At 55.5% G+C, this 16,333-nt stretch carries 12 protein-coding genes and 1 pseudogene; 8 read left to right on the top strand and 5 right to left on the bottom strand.

The window, feature by feature from the left end:
• Positions 1 to 140 precede the first annotated feature (140 nt).
• Entirely contained in the window at positions 141 to 2,054 is a 1,914-nt protein-coding gene (locus LH22_RS03635) for a bifunctional 5-dehydro-2-deoxygluconokinase/5-dehydro-2-deoxyphosphogluconate aldolase (protein WP_038644252.1), read from the top strand.
• A gap of 207 nt (positions 2,055 to 2,261) precedes the next feature.
• Complete coding sequence (locus tag LH22_RS03630; protein WP_034819711.1) at positions 2,262 to 3,107, top strand: MurR/RpiR family transcriptional regulator; 846 nt, start codon at positions 2,262 to 2,264, stop codon at positions 3,105 to 3,107.
• Between the two features lie 159 nt (positions 3,108 to 3,266).
• Here the strand turns inward: LH22_RS03630 and iolB are convergent, their stop codons facing one another.
• Together iolB and LH22_RS03620 are read right to left on the bottom strand one after the other, a co-directional pair.
• Entirely contained in the window at positions 3,267 to 4,085 is an 819-nt protein-coding gene (gene iolB, locus LH22_RS03625) for a 5-deoxy-glucuronate isomerase (protein ID WP_038644251.1), read from the bottom strand.
• Between the two features lie 25 nt (positions 4,086 to 4,110).
• Positions 4,111 to 5,616, bottom strand: coding sequence for a CoA-acylating methylmalonate-semialdehyde dehydrogenase (locus LH22_RS03620; protein WP_038644250.1), 1,506 nt, complete (start codon positions 5,614 to 5,616; stop codon positions 4,111 to 4,113).
• A gap of 413 nt (positions 5,617 to 6,029) precedes the next feature.
• Here LH22_RS03620 and LH22_RS03615 point away from each other — a divergent pair, with 413 nt between their 5' ends.
• Entirely contained in the window at positions 6,030 to 6,845 is an 816-nt protein-coding gene (locus tag LH22_RS03615) for a TIM barrel protein (protein ID WP_038644249.1), read from the top strand.
• 424 nt (positions 6,846 to 7,269) lie between these two features.
• Here the strand turns inward: LH22_RS03615 and LH22_RS03610 are convergent, their stop codons facing one another.
• Positions 7,270 to 8,493 carry an MFS transporter gene (locus LH22_RS03610; RefSeq protein WP_038644248.1) on the bottom strand — a complete coding sequence of 408 codons (1,224 nt, stop codon included), beginning with the start codon at positions 8,491 to 8,493 and terminating at the stop codon, positions 7,270 to 7,272.
• 228 nt (positions 8,494 to 8,721) lie between these two features.
• Here LH22_RS03610 and LH22_RS03605 point away from each other — a divergent pair, with 228 nt between their 5' ends.
• From LH22_RS03605 to LH22_RS03585, 5 genes and pseudogenes are all read left to right on the top strand, one after another.
• The gene (locus tag LH22_RS03605) at positions 8,722 to 9,432 is read left to right on the top strand and encodes an ABC transporter ATP-binding protein (RefSeq protein ID WP_038644247.1); all 711 of its coding nucleotides are present in this window, start codon (positions 8,722 to 8,724) and stop codon (positions 9,430 to 9,432) included.
• A complete protein-coding gene (locus LH22_RS03600; RefSeq protein WP_197079561.1) occupies positions 9,410 to 10,381 on the top strand; it encodes an ABC transporter substrate-binding protein in 972 nt (323 codons plus the stop codon). The genes LH22_RS03605 and LH22_RS03600 overlap by 23 nt, the downstream gene beginning before the upstream one ends.
• The gene (locus tag LH22_RS03595) at positions 10,382 to 12,037 is read left to right on the top strand and encodes an ABC transporter permease (protein WP_205624981.1); all 1,656 of its coding nucleotides are present in this window, start codon (positions 10,382 to 10,384) and stop codon (positions 12,035 to 12,037) included.
• Positions 12,038 to 12,216: 179 nt separating this feature from the next.
• Entirely contained in the window at positions 12,217 to 13,263 is a 1,047-nt protein-coding gene (locus tag LH22_RS03590; protein ID WP_038644245.1) for an AI-2E family transporter, read from the top strand.
• 152 nt (positions 13,264 to 13,415) lie between these two features.
• Positions 13,416 to 14,537, top strand: a pseudogene (locus tag LH22_RS03585) (RNA-guided endonuclease InsQ/TnpB family protein).
• A gap of 58 nt (positions 14,538 to 14,595) precedes the next feature.
• Here the strand turns inward: LH22_RS03585 and LH22_RS03580 are convergent.
• Both LH22_RS03580 and LH22_RS03575 read right to left on the bottom strand, forming a co-directional pair.
• Positions 14,596 to 15,543, bottom strand: coding sequence for an ABC transporter substrate-binding protein (locus tag LH22_RS03580; RefSeq protein WP_038644244.1), 948 nt, complete (start codon positions 15,541 to 15,543; stop codon positions 14,596 to 14,598).
• Positions 15,544 to 15,552: 9 nt separating this feature from the next.
• Positions 15,553 to 16,317, bottom strand: coding sequence for a class II aldolase/adducin family protein (locus LH22_RS03575; protein ID WP_038644243.1), 765 nt, complete (start codon positions 16,315 to 16,317; stop codon positions 15,553 to 15,555).
• Positions 16,318 to 16,333: the final 16 nt, after the last annotated feature.

The raw sequence follows: 16,333 nt of genomic DNA, 5'->3' as shown, positions 1-16,333 counted from the left end.
CATTTCATATTGTATTTGGAATTTTTATTCCTCATACTGCGACCATAGCCAATCAGGCACCTTGAGAACCCGGAAGCATAGCGCTTGATGTTGGGCGTTTTCGCCCCAGTGTCTGCTTATCACAGAAGGAAACCACAGGTATGAGTACACAACAGAAGCGGCTTGATGTGATTTGTATCGGACGCATCGCCGTCGACCTCTACGGTCAGCAAATCGGATCACGTCTGGAAGATATGACCAGCTTTAATAAATATCTGGGCGGTTCTTCCGGTAACGTGGCTTATGGAACAGCCATTCAGGGCTTAAAATCAGCCATGCTGGCACGCGTAGGGGATGAACATAACGGTCGCTTTCTGCGAGAAGAATTGCAGCGCGTAGGTTGTAACACCGATGGGCTGATCACCGATAAAAACCGCCTGACCGGCCTGGTGATCCTCGGTATTAAAGATGAAGATACCTTCCCGCTGATCTTCTACCGCGACAACTGTGCCGATATGGGCCTGGTGCCGGATGACATTAAGGAGGAATTCATCACCTCTTCTCGCGCTGTCGCGGTCACCGGTACGCATCTTTCACATCCGCAAACCCGCGCTGCGGTACTGAAAGCGTTGGATATCGCCAGGCGAAATGGTCTGCGCACCGCACTGGATATCGATTATCGTCCGGTGCTGTGGGGCCTGACGTCACTGGGCGATGGCGAAACGCGTTTCGTTGAATCCGGTGAAGTTACGAAACAACTGCAGGAAGTGCTGCACTATTTCGATTTGGTGGTAGGAACGGAAGAAGAGTTCCATATTGCCGGCGGCAGCACGGATACGCTGACAGCACTGAAAAATGTGCGCCAGGCAAGCAAAGCCACACTGGTGTGTAAACGTGGGCCGTTGGGTTGCGTGGTGTTTGAAGGTGATATCCCGGACAGCTGGGAACAGACCAAATTGCAGACCGGTGTACGCGTTGAAGTCCTGAACGTGCTGGGTGCAGGCGATGCCTTTATGTCTGGCCTGCTACGCGGCTGGCTCAACGATGAAAGCTGGGAACAGGCTTGCCGCTACGCCAACGCCTGTGGTGCGCTGGTGGTCTCACGCCACGGTTGCGCGCCAGCGATGCCAACCAAAGAAGAGCTGGACGATTTCCTTGGTCGCGATAAAGATGTGAAACGTCCGGATCTGGATGCGCGCCTCAACCATCTGCACCGCGTCACCACGCGTAAACAGCAGTGGCCAGAACTCAACGTGTTCGCCTTTGACCACCGTAAGCAGTTGGCCGATATGGCACGTGAAGCGGGCGTCAGTGAAGATAAGATCCCGCAGTTGAAACTGCTGCTGCTGCAGGCGGCACAGGAAGCGGCCAACGAAGCAGGCTTAAATGAGAAGAGTGGGATTCTGGCGGATACCACCTACGGCCAGAAAGCGCTGAACGCCATTACCGGCAAAAACTGGTGGATTGGCCGACCTATCGAACTGCCAAGCTCGCGTCCCCTGCGTCTGGAGCACGGAAACATCGGTTCGCAGCTGGTCGACTGGCCGGCAGAGCACGTGGTGAAATGCCTGGTGTTCTACCATCCGCATGACAGCGCCGAGCTGCGTAAAGAGCAGGATGAACTGGTACTCGATGTGTGGAACGGTTGTAACAAGAGCGGGCATGAGCTGCTGCTGGAACTGATTCTGCCGGAGAGCAATCCGGACCGTAATGAAGCGTACTATTACGACATGCTGAGCCACTTCTACAGCCTGGGCATTCAGCCGGACTGGTGGAAACTGCCACCGCTGTCGGCGGAGAGCTGGCAGGCCATCAGCGGGTTGATCGAACAGAACGATCCCCACTGCCGCGGCATTCTGCTGCTCGGCCTCGATGCGCCGGAAGAGACGCTGAAAGCCGGTTTCGCTGCGGCGGCGCAAGCGCCGTGGGTGAAAGGCTTTGCCGTCGGACGCACCATCTTCGGCCAACCGTCACGCCAATGGCTCAACGGTGAACTGGATGATAAAGCGCTGATCGAAACGGTGAAAGGCAACTATCTGCGACTGATTGGCTACTGGCGCGCGGCGCGTGGCTGACAGGGTTTAATCACAGTTAAAAGCGGCTCGCAAGAGCCGCTTTTTTTATTGGCTTTTGCCTTCTCACTAATCACTTCTTTTTGTGAGGCATTTCATAAACCGATGAAATAAGCGTCACGATAGCGTCAAACAAATGAAATTTTCCATCCATCTGGTACTATAGCGCTCATTATCCAGCCATATTTTCTTTTTTGACGGGCCGAAGTCATGACCAATAATCCAACCCAATTAACCTTGTTACAGGACGATATCCGTCGCCGCTATGAGACGCTGAGTAAACGCCTGAAGCAGGTGGCTCGTTATATTCTTGATAACAGCAACAGCATTGCTTTCGATACCGTCGCTTCCATCGCGCAACAGGCCGATGTGCCGCCCTCCACGCTGATTCGCTTTGCCAACGCATTTGGCTTCAGCGGTTTCAACGAAATGAAACAGGTTTTCCGTCAACATCTGATGGAAGAAACGGTGAACTACACCGAGCGCGCCCGTCTGTTCCGCCAGACCGCAACGGATGACAGCGCCAGTTCTCCTGAGAGCCCGGTTGAGATTCTCAACGTATTCACCATGGTGAACAGCCAGGCATTGCAGCAGCTAGCCATGCAGGTCAATCCGGACCAGCTGAACAAAGCGGTGAAAATGCTGGATGAAGCCGAGAATATCTACATCATTGGCCTGCGTCGCTCATTCAGCGTTGCGTCCTATCTGGTGTATGCACTGCGCCATCTGGAGCGTCGTGCGTTTCTGATCGACGGTCTCGGCGGCATGTTTACCGAGCAGTTGAGCATGGTGAATCCCAAAGATGTGGTGATTGCCATCAGCTACTCGCCATATGCGCGTGAAGCGGTTGAGCTGGTTGAGTTGGGTGCCAAACGCGGCGCACATCTGATTGCCATCACCGACAGCCAGGTGAGTCCGCTGGCCGCCTTCAGCGATGTATGTTTTGTGGTGCGCGAAGCGCAGGTTGATGGCTTCCGTTCGCAGGTCGCCTCACTCTGTCTGGCTCAGACGCTGGCGGTTTCATTAGCGTTAAATAATACCGGCACCGGCGAATAACTTCGCCGGGCGTTGCACATCAAAAAGGGCAGCCATTTGGCTGCCCTTTTTACATGTGTCATTCATATCTTGCGATGTTCTGGCAGGTGCGCATCACTGCACACCCAACGACAAGCGTATCGCGAGTCGGTAGGGTCGCCATTAGGGCGACCTGCGACTTTATTTGCTGCGCGGGTACTTATCGCTGTTCACCCAGGCGTGATCTTTTTCCCAGGTAAACTTCCACAAACGCACCGGACCGGCCATCACGTTCAGATAGTAGTTATCGTAACCCGCAATGGTGGCCACCGGATGGTAGCCACGCGGGACGGTCACCACATCGCGGTTATACGGCGCCATGCACTCGTCGAGTGAACGGTCGTCGGTATACACGCGCTGCATCGCGAAACCAGGCTCTGGATCGAAACGGTGATAATAGGTCTCTTCCAGATAGGTCTCATCCGGGCTGGTTTTCTGGTCATGTTTATGGCTCGGGTACGAACTGGTCGCGCCCTCGTCGGTATACACTTCAACCACCAGCAGGCTGTCGGCCTCTTTGTTGTCCGGCAAAATGTTGTGCACCAGACGCTGATTGCGCCCTTTACCACGCTGCTCCACACCCACATCTTCCGGGGCAATCAGGCGCGCAGGCAGGTTGCCTTTGCTCGGCGCATTACACACCGCCAGTTCCAGATCGCTGTCGGCGTAGACTTCTACTTCATCATCGTGCGGCACATACACCGAGTACGGTGGAATACGCTCGAACGGTGACAGGCGTTTGCCGAGATTGGGAAACTCCGCGTTGCGGGTTTTCACTGAGGCAAAACCCGCCACCAGCACCAGGCACAGCTCTTTATCGCCGCTGCTGAGTTTTAGGCTTTGGCCCTTCTTCAACAGATAAGCATCAAAACCGACATACTCCCAGCCCGCACTTTCCGGCGTGACGTGCTGAATACGGCCGTTGCTGTCTGGCTGCTGTGCTTTCGAAATCAAAGACATCATCGATCTCCTTGTTAGAGCGAGATTAGCCCAGCGTCGGCATGCTGAACTCTGAAACAGTCTGCTGACCGCTCGGCCAACGCACGGTGGCGGTTTTCATGCGGGTGTAGAAACGCACGCCGTCTGGACCGTGCACGTTCAGGGCACCGAACACTGAGCGCTTCCAGCCGCCGAAGCTGTGGAACGCCATTGGCACCGGCACGGGAACGTTAACGCCTACCATGCCCGCTTCCACGTTCTGCACGAACTCACGCGCGGTGTGGCCGTTGCTGGTGAAGATGGCGCTGCCGTTGCCGAATTCATGGCTGTTTACCAGCTTCAGCGCGCTGTCGAAATCGGTAGAACGCATGATGCTTAATACCGGTCCGAAGATCTCTTCGCGCCAGATCACCATGTCCGGGGTAACGTTATCAAACAGGGTGCCGCCCACGTAATAACCCTCTTCATGGCCTGCGACTTTCACGCCACGACCATCTACCACCAGTTTTGCGCCCTCGGCTTCACCTTTGTCGATGTAGCCCAGTACTTTCTTCTGATGCGCGGCAGAAACCACCGGGCCCATTTCGTTCTCTTCAGCACCTTTCTGGATACCGGGGCCGATGCGCAGCGCTTTGATCAGTGGAGTCAGACGCGCAATCAGTTTGTCAGCAGTATCATTGCCCACTGCGACAACCACAGGCAGCGCCATGCAACGCTCACCGGCAGAACCAAAGGCGCCGCCCATGATAGCATTCACAGTGGCATCCAGATCGGCATCTGGCATCACGATAGCGTGGTTTTTCGCCGCACCAAACGCCTGCACACGTTTACCGTGGGCGCTGGCGGTTTTGTAGATATGCTCGGCCACGCCGGAAGAGCCGACGAAGCTCACTGCCGCAATACGCGGATCTTTGTACAGCTGCTCAGCATCTTCGTTAGACGAGTGCACCACGTTGAACACGCCATCCGGCAGTCCCGCTTCTTTCAGCAGTTCAGCCATACGCACAGAGGCTGATGGATCCAGCGCCGGTGGCTTCAGGATAAAGGTGTTACCGCACGCCAGTGCGATAGGGAACATCCACAGTGGCACCATCGCCGGGAAGTTGAAAGGCGTAATACCCGCGACCACGCCAACCGGCTGCATCAGCGAGTAGCTGTCCACGCCGGTGCCGACGCTTGGTGAGTTTTCACCTTTGATCAGATGCGGGATTCCGCAGGCAAACTCGATCACTTCGATACCGCGCGTCAGCTCACCTAACGCATCCGACCACACTTTGCCGTGCTCAGACACAATCAGCGCAGCCAGCTCGTCACGGTGTTTTTCCATCAGTGCTTTGAAGTTGAACATCACACGGGCACGACGCAGCGGCGCAGTTTTCGACCATTCAGGGAACGCGGCATGGGCGATTTCGATCGCTTTTTCCACTTCAGCAGCGGTGCTCTGCGTCAGTTCACGCGCGACTTTGCCGGTGGCTGGATCGTATACCGGGATGGTTTCATTGCTGGCGCTGTGGGTAATTTTGCCGCCGATAAAGTTTCCTACGATAGTCATGTCGTTGCCTCTTTGATGTGAAGTTCCCTGCAGGCAGTCGGTTATCACTGCTACACCACCTGACCAGGCAATACGAAAAGCGTGCTATGAAGCTATTACAATGAAATAAATTTTTCAAATACTTCTTTTTGGAAAATTTCCTTTTAGCGGCATGGATCGCATTTTTCCCGCTCTGTCTGTCAGGCAGGCGCAAAGCCCTCACTACGGGCGTTCTTACCCTGTTGCCCCGGCGCAATCCTAACCCACTGTGAGCAAACATTTTCTACTTAAGTCACGTCGCTATGCTGTTACGCGAAACGAAATATGAAATTTTTGCGAGGAAGATCCAATATCTGATATTTCATAATTCACTAACAATGAAATAAATGTTTTCTTTGCAGCATCTGATCCGTATCCTATTACAGGAGCCACACATGGCCATCGATCCAACCCGTTTCTGTATCAACCGTAAAATTGCGCCTGCGCTCTCACTAGAAGCTTTTTTCCAGTTAGTTCAGCGACTGGGTTTGAGCAAAGTGGAACTGCGTAACGATATGCCGGGCGGCAAGGTCACCGATGGTCTGAGCGCGTCGCAGCTGCGATCGCTGGCGGATAAGTATCACATCGAGATCGAGACCATTAACGCGCTCTATCCGTTTAACCGCCCTGATGACGCGCTGTTGAGCAAAGCCGAAGCGATGTTGCAAGAAGCAAAAGCCATTGGAGCCAAAGCGCTGGTGATGTGCCCATTGAACGAGGGTATTGCCATCGCACCAGAGAAAACGCTGGAGGCGTTGCAGATCCTGGCACCGCGCTTCGCTGAATACGGTATTCAGGGGCTGGTTGAGCCGCTGGGCTTCCCGGTGAGTTCACTGCGCTCTGCGGTGCAGACGCAAAAGCTGATTAAGCAGGCGGGCGTGCCGTTTAAATTGTTGCTGGATACCTTCCATCATCACCTGTACGAGAACGCCGAGCAGGAGTTCCCGCAGGAGATTGAGGTGAACCAGATTGGTTTAGTGCATCTCTCAGGCGTGGAAGATACCCGCCCAACGGTGGCACTGACGGATGAAGAGCGCATTATGCTGAGCGACCGCGATGTGCTGAACAGCGTGGCGCAGGTGAAGCGTCTGGAGATGCTTGGTTATAAGGGCATTTACGCATTTGAGCCATTCTCCCCGGAGCTGGAGAAGTGGGGCGCGAAAGAGATTGAACGCGAAATTCGCCAGAGTATTGAGTTACTGCAAGCCTGATTTATAACGGCGGCCGAGGGTGTGTGGTCGCCGTTTCCCCTACCCTTATCTGTGTCCATAACAAGACACACTTTGTTAGTGTTAGGCCTCGGTCGGAGGCCCTTTTTTCCATCCTCGTCATATTTTACGTCATAGCTGCGTTGGCCGCGTTTGTGCGCCCCAGTCACTTACGGACGTAAGCTCCTGAGGACTTACAAACTTGCCGCCTTGCTCTGACGTAAACTATTTAGAGGATGCCTGAGCGATTTAACAACGTTTGCTCTCACCCTAATTACTGACGGACGTAAGCTCCTGGGGACTTACAAACTTGCCGCCTTGCTCTGACATTAACGATTTAAAAGATGCCTGAGCGATTTAACATCCTGTTTCGAGGGCGCCTGAGTGATTGACATGAATAATTTGAGGATGCCGTATTAATTGAGAGTCAGGCATTTTCTTTGATTTCTACGTTCGCCTCTGCGGGCATGCGCTTCATCATGCGTAACGTGCAGAACAGCGCCAGACATACCAGCAGCGCAGTCAGCAGATACACCAGCGAGACTCCGGCGTAACTCATGATAAACCCCGCAATCGGGCCAGTGATGCCCAATGACAGATCCATAAACGCCGTGTAGGTCGCTAGCGCGCTGCCCTGATTCTGCTGCGGTACCACCTTCACCGCCACCACGCCAATAGCCGGGAACACCAGCGAGAAACCTGCACCGGTTAGAAACGCCCCCATTTTGGCCATCCAGGGATCGAATGAACCCGCCACCAGAAACAGTCCAACCGCTTCGACGGCAAAACAGATGCTGGCGACGCGCAGGCCACCGAGTTTATTGATAGCGTTGGGGAACAGCAGGCGCGTGCCGACAAAGGCGGCACTGAACATCGTTAGGGCAAAGGCGGCACCATCCCAGCCTTTATCCTGATAGAACAGGGTGATAAAGGTGGCGATGACGCCAAACCCTGCTGACCCCATCGCCAGGATCAGGCCAAAACCGTAGATTTTGCCCAGCACATCACGAAACGGCAGCGGTTTGGCTTTGCTGCCTTTCACCGGCGCACGCGGCAGTGCCAGCGCAATCGCCAGCACGCAGATGGCTATGATGATGCTGGAAAGCAGCAGTAAACCGCCGCTGCGGAAAATCACCACACCCAGCGGTGCACCAATCGCCATCGCGCCGTAGGTGACGATACCGTTCCAGGAAATCACCCGACCAATATGCAGCGACCCAACGCGCGCCACGCCCCACAGTGAAGTGCCGGTGCCAGAGAAGCTTTGCCCCACGCCCAATATTACGCGCCCCAGACACAGCAAAATCAGGCTGACGACGCCCTGCCCTTCCGTCAGTGCTGAAAGCAGGATACAGATGCCGCTAATCAGACAACCCACCAGCCCCAGCACCACGACCTTCTTCGGCCCCCACATATCAGCATAGCGCCCGGCATGTGGACGGCTCAGCAGCGTGGCGATGTACTGCAGGCTGATCACCAATCCCGCCCAAAAGGCGCTGTAGCCCAATCCGTCATGGACAAAGCCCGGCAGCACCGCCAACGGCAGGCCAATCGTGAGATAGCTGGCGAAATTGAACTTCACAATGGAGAGGATCAGAAGATTCAGGCGAAGTCGGCCGTGTTCAGGGGCTGCGGCAGGCTGGTCAGGCATGAGTGATTGCGCTCGTGGGTGACTAAATATTTGTATAGAAGGCTAACTATACGCCTTTTCCTGCCGACTGCATCCGGTGATCGCCCTAATTTATGGTCATCATTTCGTCATATCGCCCACTTACACTCGCGCCCAACAAATCCCAAAGAGGATAAACAATCTGATGCTGCTCCTGATTTGCTGTCAGGCGCGCGTGCCGCAGTGCTACTCCTTCACGGGAGGTAGCCAGTGACGCATGCCGTGCCTATCGAACTGAAAAATCTCAGATGGTCGGTGAACAATCTGACGATTCTGCACGATCTCTCCCTGACGATTCCCGCAGGCGAAATCCTTGCGCTGCTCGGCCCGAGCGGCTGTGGCAAAAGCACGCTGCTAAAACTGCTGGCGGGTTTGCTGCAACCCACGGCGGGTGAGCTATGGATTGGCGATCGCTGCGCTGCCTCTGCACGTCATTGTGATGCGCCGGAAATGCGCAACCTCGGCATGGTTTTCCAGGATTACGCCTTGTGGCCGCACATGACGGTGGCGCAAAACGTCGCTTTCCCGTTGCGCATGCGCGGTGTGAAAAAAGCGACGGCGCGTGAACAAGCCGATGCAGCGCTGGCGCAGGTTGGCCTGGCTGATTTTGGCGATCGCAAACCGGCGTTGCTCTCTGGCGGGCAGCAGCAGCGTGTCGCCCTCGCCCGTGCTTTGGTTGCCAAACCCGCGATTTTGTTGTTCGACGAACCGCTCTCCAATCTTGACCGCGATCTGCGCGAAACCCTGGTGCATACCATGGCCGATCTGCTGCGCAGTGCGGGCATTACCGCTGTTTATGTCACGCATGACCGCGAGGAAGCCAACACACTCGCCGACCGCATTATTCACCTGGCACAGGGCCAGATTGTTTCCGTTACTCACCTCTCAGGGGACCGCAATGCCATCTCTCAAGTCAGTTAAAACAGGAGCCATCAGCGCGATGATTTTGACTTCCGCTATGATGATCAACGATGCCCAGGCGCTGACGGTTTATACCGCCGGTCCGGGTTCGCTATCAAAAAGTCTTGCCACCGGATTCGAAAAGCAAACCGGTATTAAAGTGAATATCTTCCAGGCCACGACCGGCAAAGTCATGGCGCGCCTGGAAGCTGAACAGGCTAATCCGCAAGCCGATGTGCTGATCTCTGCCTCATGGGATACCGCCGAAGATCTGCAACATCGTGGCTGGCTGCTGCCGTATGAAAGCGCCAATGCGGCGAAAGTACCAGAGCAGTTCAAAACGGCAAACTATGTCGCGCAGGGTATTTCTGCACTCGGCATTGTGTGGAACACCAAAAGCGGCACGCCAGAGCCAAAAACCTGGCAGGATCTGACGGCGCCCGCGTTTAAAGATAAAGTCACCACGCCGGATCCCGCTCTGTCCGGCGCTTCACTCGATCTGTTGATTGGCCTGCAAAACAGCGAAGGCGAGAAAGCCTGGCAGTTGTTTGATCAGTTAAAAGCCAATGGCATGGTGATGAGCGGCCCGAATGCCCAGGCCGTCACACCCGTGCTGCAAGGGGCGAAAGCGGCGGTGTTTGGTGCGGTGGATTACGTCACCTATAACAACATCGCGCAGGGTGAAAGCGTCAAAGTGATCTTCCCGGAGAACGGCACCGTGGTAGCACCGCGTCCGATGATGATTCTGAAAAGCAGCCAACATGCCGATGATGCGAAGAAGTTCGTCGATTATGTGCTGTCGGATGAAGGCCAGGAGCAGGTCGCGAAGGCCTGGTTGATGCCTGCACGTACCGATATCAAAGCACAGCGTCCGCTGTTCACCGAGATCAAATTACTGCCCGCTAATAGCGATGGCAGCAGCGAGCGTTCGGCGGTGCTGAAGCGCTTTGGCGCCCTGTTCGGGCAGTAAATGATGTCGCGTGCCCTGAATGGATTGATTCTACTGGCGCTGACGCTGCTGGTGGCACTGCCGCTGCTGTTTATCGTGCTACAGGCACTGTTTTCACAGCCTGGCGAGGGGAACTGGAGTGGGGCTTTCAGCGCGTTACCGGCGCTGTTTGAAGATCCCCAACTGGTTCCGATGTGGCTGGGCACGCTGAAGATCGGCGGCGGCGTGGCGCTGTGCAGTTTGCTGCTGGGCTTACCGCTCGGCGCGCTGCGCGGCCTATTCCGCCTGCCGGGTGCGGCAATGTGGGATTTGTTATTCCTGATCCCCTTCCTCACGCCGCCCTATATCGTGGCGCTGTCATGGACGCTGGCGCTGCAACGCAACGGCTATTTTGAGCAACTCATCGGCATCAACTTTGATAGCCTGCTGTTCAGCAGTACCGGCATGACGCTGGTGATGACGCTGAATATTTTCCCGGTGGTCTATTTTGCGGTGTCGCGTTCGCTGATGGCGAGCGGTCAGCGCCTCGCATGGGTGGCTCGCGTGCACGGCGCATCAGCCTGGCGCGCTTTTGCCCAGATCACATTGCCGCTGACGCTTCCTGCGTTAGCCGGTGGCGTGCTGCTGGCATTCACGCTGGCGATCGAAGAGTACGGCGTGCCTGCGGCGCTCGGCACTCAGGCGCATCTGACGTTGATGACGGTCGGTATTGAAATCAAACTGGCGGACTGGCCAATCGACTTACCGGGCGCGGCATCTCTCTCGTTGATGCTGAGTCTGGTGGCGCTCACCGCCTGGTTCCTGCAACGTAAATTGACCGGCAGCAGCGATGTCACGGCAGTTAACGGCAAACCGGTGGTGCAGGAACTGGCCGAGGGCGGGCGCTGGCTGCCGCTGATGTTGCTGCCGTTTATCCTCACCGTTTTACTCGCCGTGGTACTGCCGCTGGGCGCAATGACGCTGAGTGGATTACTGAATACCCTTTCCGGCGGCCTGCATGTGAATAACCTGACGCTGCGTCATTTCGGCGCGCTGTTCAGTCAGCAAGGGGATGCATTAGCGGCCTTCTCCACCAGCATTGGGCTGGCGCTGGGCGCGGCACTGCTCACTGGGCTGCTCGGTTTCCTGATTGCCTGGCGCGTGTCAGAAGGGAAAACGCGCCTGCTGGCGATGATGGATGGCCTGGCGCTGCTGCCTGCCGCCATGCCGGGTGTGGTGGTCGGTGTTGGGTTGATTCTGCTGTGGAACCGCGGCTTCTGGCCGGTTTCACCTTACAACACGATGTTTATTCTGCTGCTTTCCTACAGCTGCCTGCTGCTGCCGTGGCCGGTACGCTATGTCAGCAGTGCGCTGCGTCAGCTGGCCCCCACGCTGGAACCGGCGGCACGCGTGCACGGCGCATCACGCTTACAGGCGCTGCGCCTGATCGTCCTGCCGCTGGTCGCTCCAAGTCTGCTGGCTGCGATGATGATGGTGTTTGCCGTGGCATCGCGCGAACTGGTGACATCGCTACTGCTGGCACCCGCCGGGACGCAAACCGTGGCGATTTTTATCTGGCGTCAGTTCGAGCAAGGTTCCGTGGGACAAGGGATGGCGATGGCCACCGTGACACTGCTTGCCAGCCTCACCCTGATGCTGGGCGCCACCATGCTGATGCAGCGCCAGGGGAATAAATAGCGCGATGAACCGCGCCGCTACAACTCAGCTGCACATGCCAGTAGCGGCGCAATTTATTGCGCGTTACACCGCGTCTTTGCCGAAAAACGCACTCACGCGTTTCGCTTATTCCTAAATAAACAATCACTTAATCTCGTTCAACTACACTCTCCTGAGCCATTGATGACTCAGGAGAGTAAATGAACAACCTGCCCCAGGAAAAAATTGGCCAGAACATGCTGGTCAAGATGGCGATGCTGGTGATCATTCTGGCGGGCATTCGCGCCGCGTCAGAGATTCTGGTGCCCTTCCTGCTTGCCAGCTTTCTGGCGATTGTGCTGAATCCGCTGGTCACCCTGCTGATGCGTCGCGGCGTGCCGCGTGGTCTGGCCATCACAGCGGTGATCAGCGTGATATTTATCGTCATTCTGTTGCTGGTGGGCGTGATGGCCAGTTCGGCCAGTGACTTCAGCGATACCTATCCGCAAATCCGTAGCATGCTGGAACAAAAGCTCGGCGTGGTGCAGCACTTTGCCGCTCGCTTTCATATCAATATCTCCACGGAAGCCTTAGCCGCCCGGCTCGACCCGAATGTGATGATGGATATGGCCACCACGCTGCTGAAACAGTTTTCCGGTGCCATGACCAACGTGCTGCTGCTGATCCTCACCGTGGTGTTTATGCTGTTTGAAGTGCGTCATCTGCCTTACAAAATGCGTAACGCTATGGTGAATCCGCAAATCCGCATCGCGGGGTTACACCGCGCCTTCAAAGGCGTGACCCACTACCTGGCGCTAAAAACCCTGGTTAGCCTGATGACCGGTCTCGCCGTTTGGCTGGTGCTGGAACTTATCGGCGTGAAGTTTGCGCTGTTCTGGGGCGTCGTGGCCTTTATCCTTAACTTTGTACCCAACATCGGGCCGATCATCGCCGGCATCCCGCCATTTATTCAGGCACTGGTATTGAACGGAACTTACGATGCGTTGTTTGTGGTGGCGCTGTTCAGCGCGATTCATATGGTGTTTGGCAATATGCTGGAGCCAAAGCTGATGGGGCGCGGATTGGGGCTCTCGACGCTGGTGGTGTTTCTGTCGCTGATATTCTGGGGCTGGCTGTTGGGGCCGGTGGGCATGCTGCTGTCAGTACCACTGACCAGCGTCACTAAGATATTGATGGAGACCACGCCGGGTGGCAGCCGACTGGCGATTATGTTAGGCAATGGCCGACCGGGATCGCGTCCGCGTTAATGCGCACATAACCAATCTGGCACGATACATCTCGCCAGATTGGTGTTTATCAATTTGCGCGTAAGACCTCGCCCAATCGGGCGGGGATATAAGCGCGGTAACTGCGTAACATCCCTTGAGTTTCTTAAATGATGTTCCGTAATATGTAAGATATGAAGCGCGCATATAAATACAGATTCTATCCTATCCCCGATCAGATTGAGCTTTTGGCTCAAACATTCGGGTGTGTGCGTTTTGTCTATAACAGCATTCTGCGCTGGCGCACTGACGCATACTATGACCGCCAGGAAAAGATCGGTTATACGCAAGCCAGCGCACGACTAACCGCTCTCAAAAAAGAGCCAGATTTTGCATGGCTCAATGACGTTTCCAGCGTTCCATTGCAGCAGGCGCTACGCCACCAACAAGCCGCCTTTTCTCACTTCTTTGCCGGTCGGGCGAAATATCCCACATTCAAAAGCAAGCGCCATAAACAGACGGCTACGCTGACCGATGCCGCGTTTAAATAGCGTGATGGCAAGTTGTTTATGGCAAAGAGCAAAGCGCCTTTAGACGTGCGCTGGAGTCGCCCTTTGCCATCCGTGCCGTCTACCGTCACCGTATCTAAAGATTCAGCGGGGCGCTATTTCGTGTCGTGCCTGTGCGAGTTTGAACCTGTATCACTGCCGATCACCGCTAAAACGGTCGGCATTGATGTTGGTTTAACAGATTTGTTCGTCACCGATAACGGATACAAAACAGGCAATCCCCGCCACACCGCTAAATATGCGAAGTGCCTCGCGCTGCTCCAGCGTCGATTGAGCAAGAAGAAAAAAGGCTCAAAAAATCGCGCTAAAGCCCGTGTAAAAGTCGCCCGCATTCACGCAAAAATTGCTGATTGCCGTATGGATAATCTGCACAAACTATCCCGCAAACTCATTAACGATAACCAAGTTGTTTGCATCGAATCCCTTAAAGTGAAAAACATGATCCGCAATTCGAAACTCTCCAAGGCGATAGCAGACGCAAGCTGGGGCGAATTTGTTCGTCAGCTTGAATATAAGGGCGAATGGTCGGGGCGATCCGTGGTCGCCATTGACCGGTTTTTCCCGTCCTCAAAACGTTGTAGCGGTTGCGGCTATACCCTGCCAAAAATGGCGCTTAATGTCAGGTCATGGACTTGCGCTGAATGTGGGGCTCACCATGATCGTGACGTAAACGCGGCGAAGAATATAAAAGCGGTCGGGCTGGCCGCGTTAGCCCATGGAGCGACTGTAAACCCTAAAGCCGCTTAAGGTGGTTTAGGTAGGTTGCGTTGAAGTGGGAATCCTCGCCCATTAGGGCGGGGAGCAGTCAATGCGTAAACACGCTGTTATCGGTAATCGCCTGCACATCGACTTTGTTCGGCAAAATCTTCAGTTCGCTAAACAGATCTGACACCTTCTGCACTTTCGCCACATCTTCTGCCGTCACCCCCCGAACGCCGTGCGAAATGCGCGGCGTAATCTTCTGCGCATTTTCCGGCGAAAGACGTGTTAACTGGGCATAGACTGCGTTGTACTGCTGCGGGTGCTCCAGCGCCCATTCGCGGGCTTTGGCTAAACGATGAGTGAAATCGACAATCGCCGCCCGCTTAGCGGGATCGTCCAGCGAACTCTGCGTGGCAGTGACAAACGACAGTGCCGTGGTTAACCCTTTGCCATCGCGCAGCAGGCGTGCACCGTGCTGTTCGGCAATCCCCAGATAGGGATCGAACGTGGCCCAGGCGGCAATCTGCCCTGAATTAAACGCTGCGCTGGCATCGGTTGGTAAAACAAATCGCACCGGCACCGTATCGCGTTTTACCTGCGCTTCTTCCAGCGCTTCATACAGCAGATGCTGGGAAATGCTGCCGCGCGCCGATGACACCACCACTTCCTTTCCGACCAGATCTTTCACACTGTGAATCGGTGAATCAGCCGGGACGATCACCCCGTTCGAACCGGCATCGCCGACGTTGGTGGCGATGATCTTCAACGGTACCCCACCGGATGCCGCCATCAGTACCGGGAGATCACCGGCGTAAGAGGTATCGACTGCCCCCGCACGTTGCGCTTCAAACAGCGGTGCCGCACCCTGGAAATTCGCCCAGCGATACTGATAGGGCGCATCTTTCATCACATCGGCGGCCTCAATCAGCGAACGCAGATTGCGCGCCTGATCGCCCAGCACCAGAGTGACTTTGCTTAAATCAGGTGCCGCCTGACTGCTAAACGCCGCGCACAGCAACAGCGTCGAAACAACCGGTTTCATCCATTTCATAGGGGATTCTCAGAGTGCGTTGCGGTTGAGCTGGCGGATGTAAGCATCCCAGTGCAGCTGATATTTGTGGTTACGGATGCTGTTGTCGAAAGCTTGCGCCGCTTTCTCGGATACCGCATCCGGCAGGATGATCAAATCCGCACCGCCCGACTGAGCCGCTAGCTGCGCCTGGCAAGCACGCTCCAGGTAGTAAAGGTTATAGAATGCTTCTTCGATGCTGCCACCGCTGGTGAGTAAACCGTGATTGCGCAGAATCAACGCGTTAAGATCGCCAAGATCGGCGACAATGCGTTGCTGCTCATCAAGATCCAGCGCAATGCCTTCGTAATCGTGATAGCCAAGGCGATTGTGGAAGCGCGTGCTGTGCTGCGAAATCATCAGCAAACCGTTGCGCTGCGCAGAGACACCAATGCCCGCCGCCGTATGCGTATGCAGCACGGCATGCGCATCCGGACGCGCACGGTGAATGGCGCTGTGAATCACAAATCCCGCGTGGTTAATTCCCAGCCCCGTCGGGTCATCAATGATGTTTCCGTCGATATCAATTTTCACCAGCGTCTCCGCCGAGATTTCATCGAAGGTTTGACCAAAAGCGTTAATCAGAAAATGGGGCTGATCGCCCGGGACACGCAGAGAAAAGTGGGTGTAGATATGGTCAGTCCAGCGCAGCCTGGCCGCCAGGTGATAGGCCTGCGCCAGCTTCACACGCGCCTGCCATTCGCCTTCGCTGATGCGTTGGCGCAGGGAAGCCACATCCAGGGTTTCAGTGCTCATTTTCGCTCCTCATTTC

Source organism: Pantoea rwandensis (assembly GCF_000759475.1).
Lineage (GTDB): Bacteria > Pseudomonadota > Gammaproteobacteria > Enterobacterales > Enterobacteriaceae > Pantoea > Pantoea rwandensis_B.
This window is presented reverse-complemented; position numbering and strand designations above follow the sequence as displayed.

Bases quoted from the DNA above. Each gene is read 5' to 3' on its own strand.
- LH22_RS03635 (WP_038644252.1), top strand. From the start codon at position 141: ATGAGTACACAACAGAAGCGGCTTGATGTGATTTGTATCGGACGCATC.
- LH22_RS03630 (WP_034819711.1), top strand. From the start codon at position 2,262: ATGACCAATAATCCAACCCAATTAACCTTGTTACAGGACGATATCCGT.
- iolB (WP_038644251.1), bottom strand. From the start codon at position 4,085: ATGTCTTTGATTTCGAAAGCACAGCAGCCAGACAGCAACGGCCGTATT.
- LH22_RS03620 (WP_038644250.1), bottom strand. From the start codon at position 5,616: ATGACTATCGTAGGAAACTTTATCGGCGGCAAAATTACCCACAGCGCC.
- LH22_RS03615 (WP_038644249.1), top strand. From the start codon at position 6,030: ATGGCCATCGATCCAACCCGTTTCTGTATCAACCGTAAAATTGCGCCT.
- LH22_RS03610 (WP_038644248.1), bottom strand. From the start codon at position 8,493: ATGCCTGACCAGCCTGCCGCAGCCCCTGAACACGGCCGACTTCGCCTG.
- LH22_RS03600 (WP_197079561.1), top strand. From the start codon at position 9,410: ATGCCATCTCTCAAGTCAGTTAAAACAGGAGCCATCAGCGCGATGATT.
- LH22_RS03595 (WP_205624981.1), top strand. From the start codon at position 10,382: ATGATGTCGCGTGCCCTGAATGGATTGATTCTACTGGCGCTGACGCTG.
- LH22_RS03590 (WP_038644245.1), top strand. From the start codon at position 12,217: ATGAACAACCTGCCCCAGGAAAAAATTGGCCAGAACATGCTGGTCAAG.
- LH22_RS03580 (WP_038644244.1), bottom strand. From the start codon at position 15,543: ATGAAATGGATGAAACCGGTTGTTTCGACGCTGTTGCTGTGCGCGGCG.
- LH22_RS03575 (WP_038644243.1), bottom strand. From the start codon at position 16,317: ATGAGCACTGAAACCCTGGATGTGGCTTCCCTGCGCCAACGCATCAGC.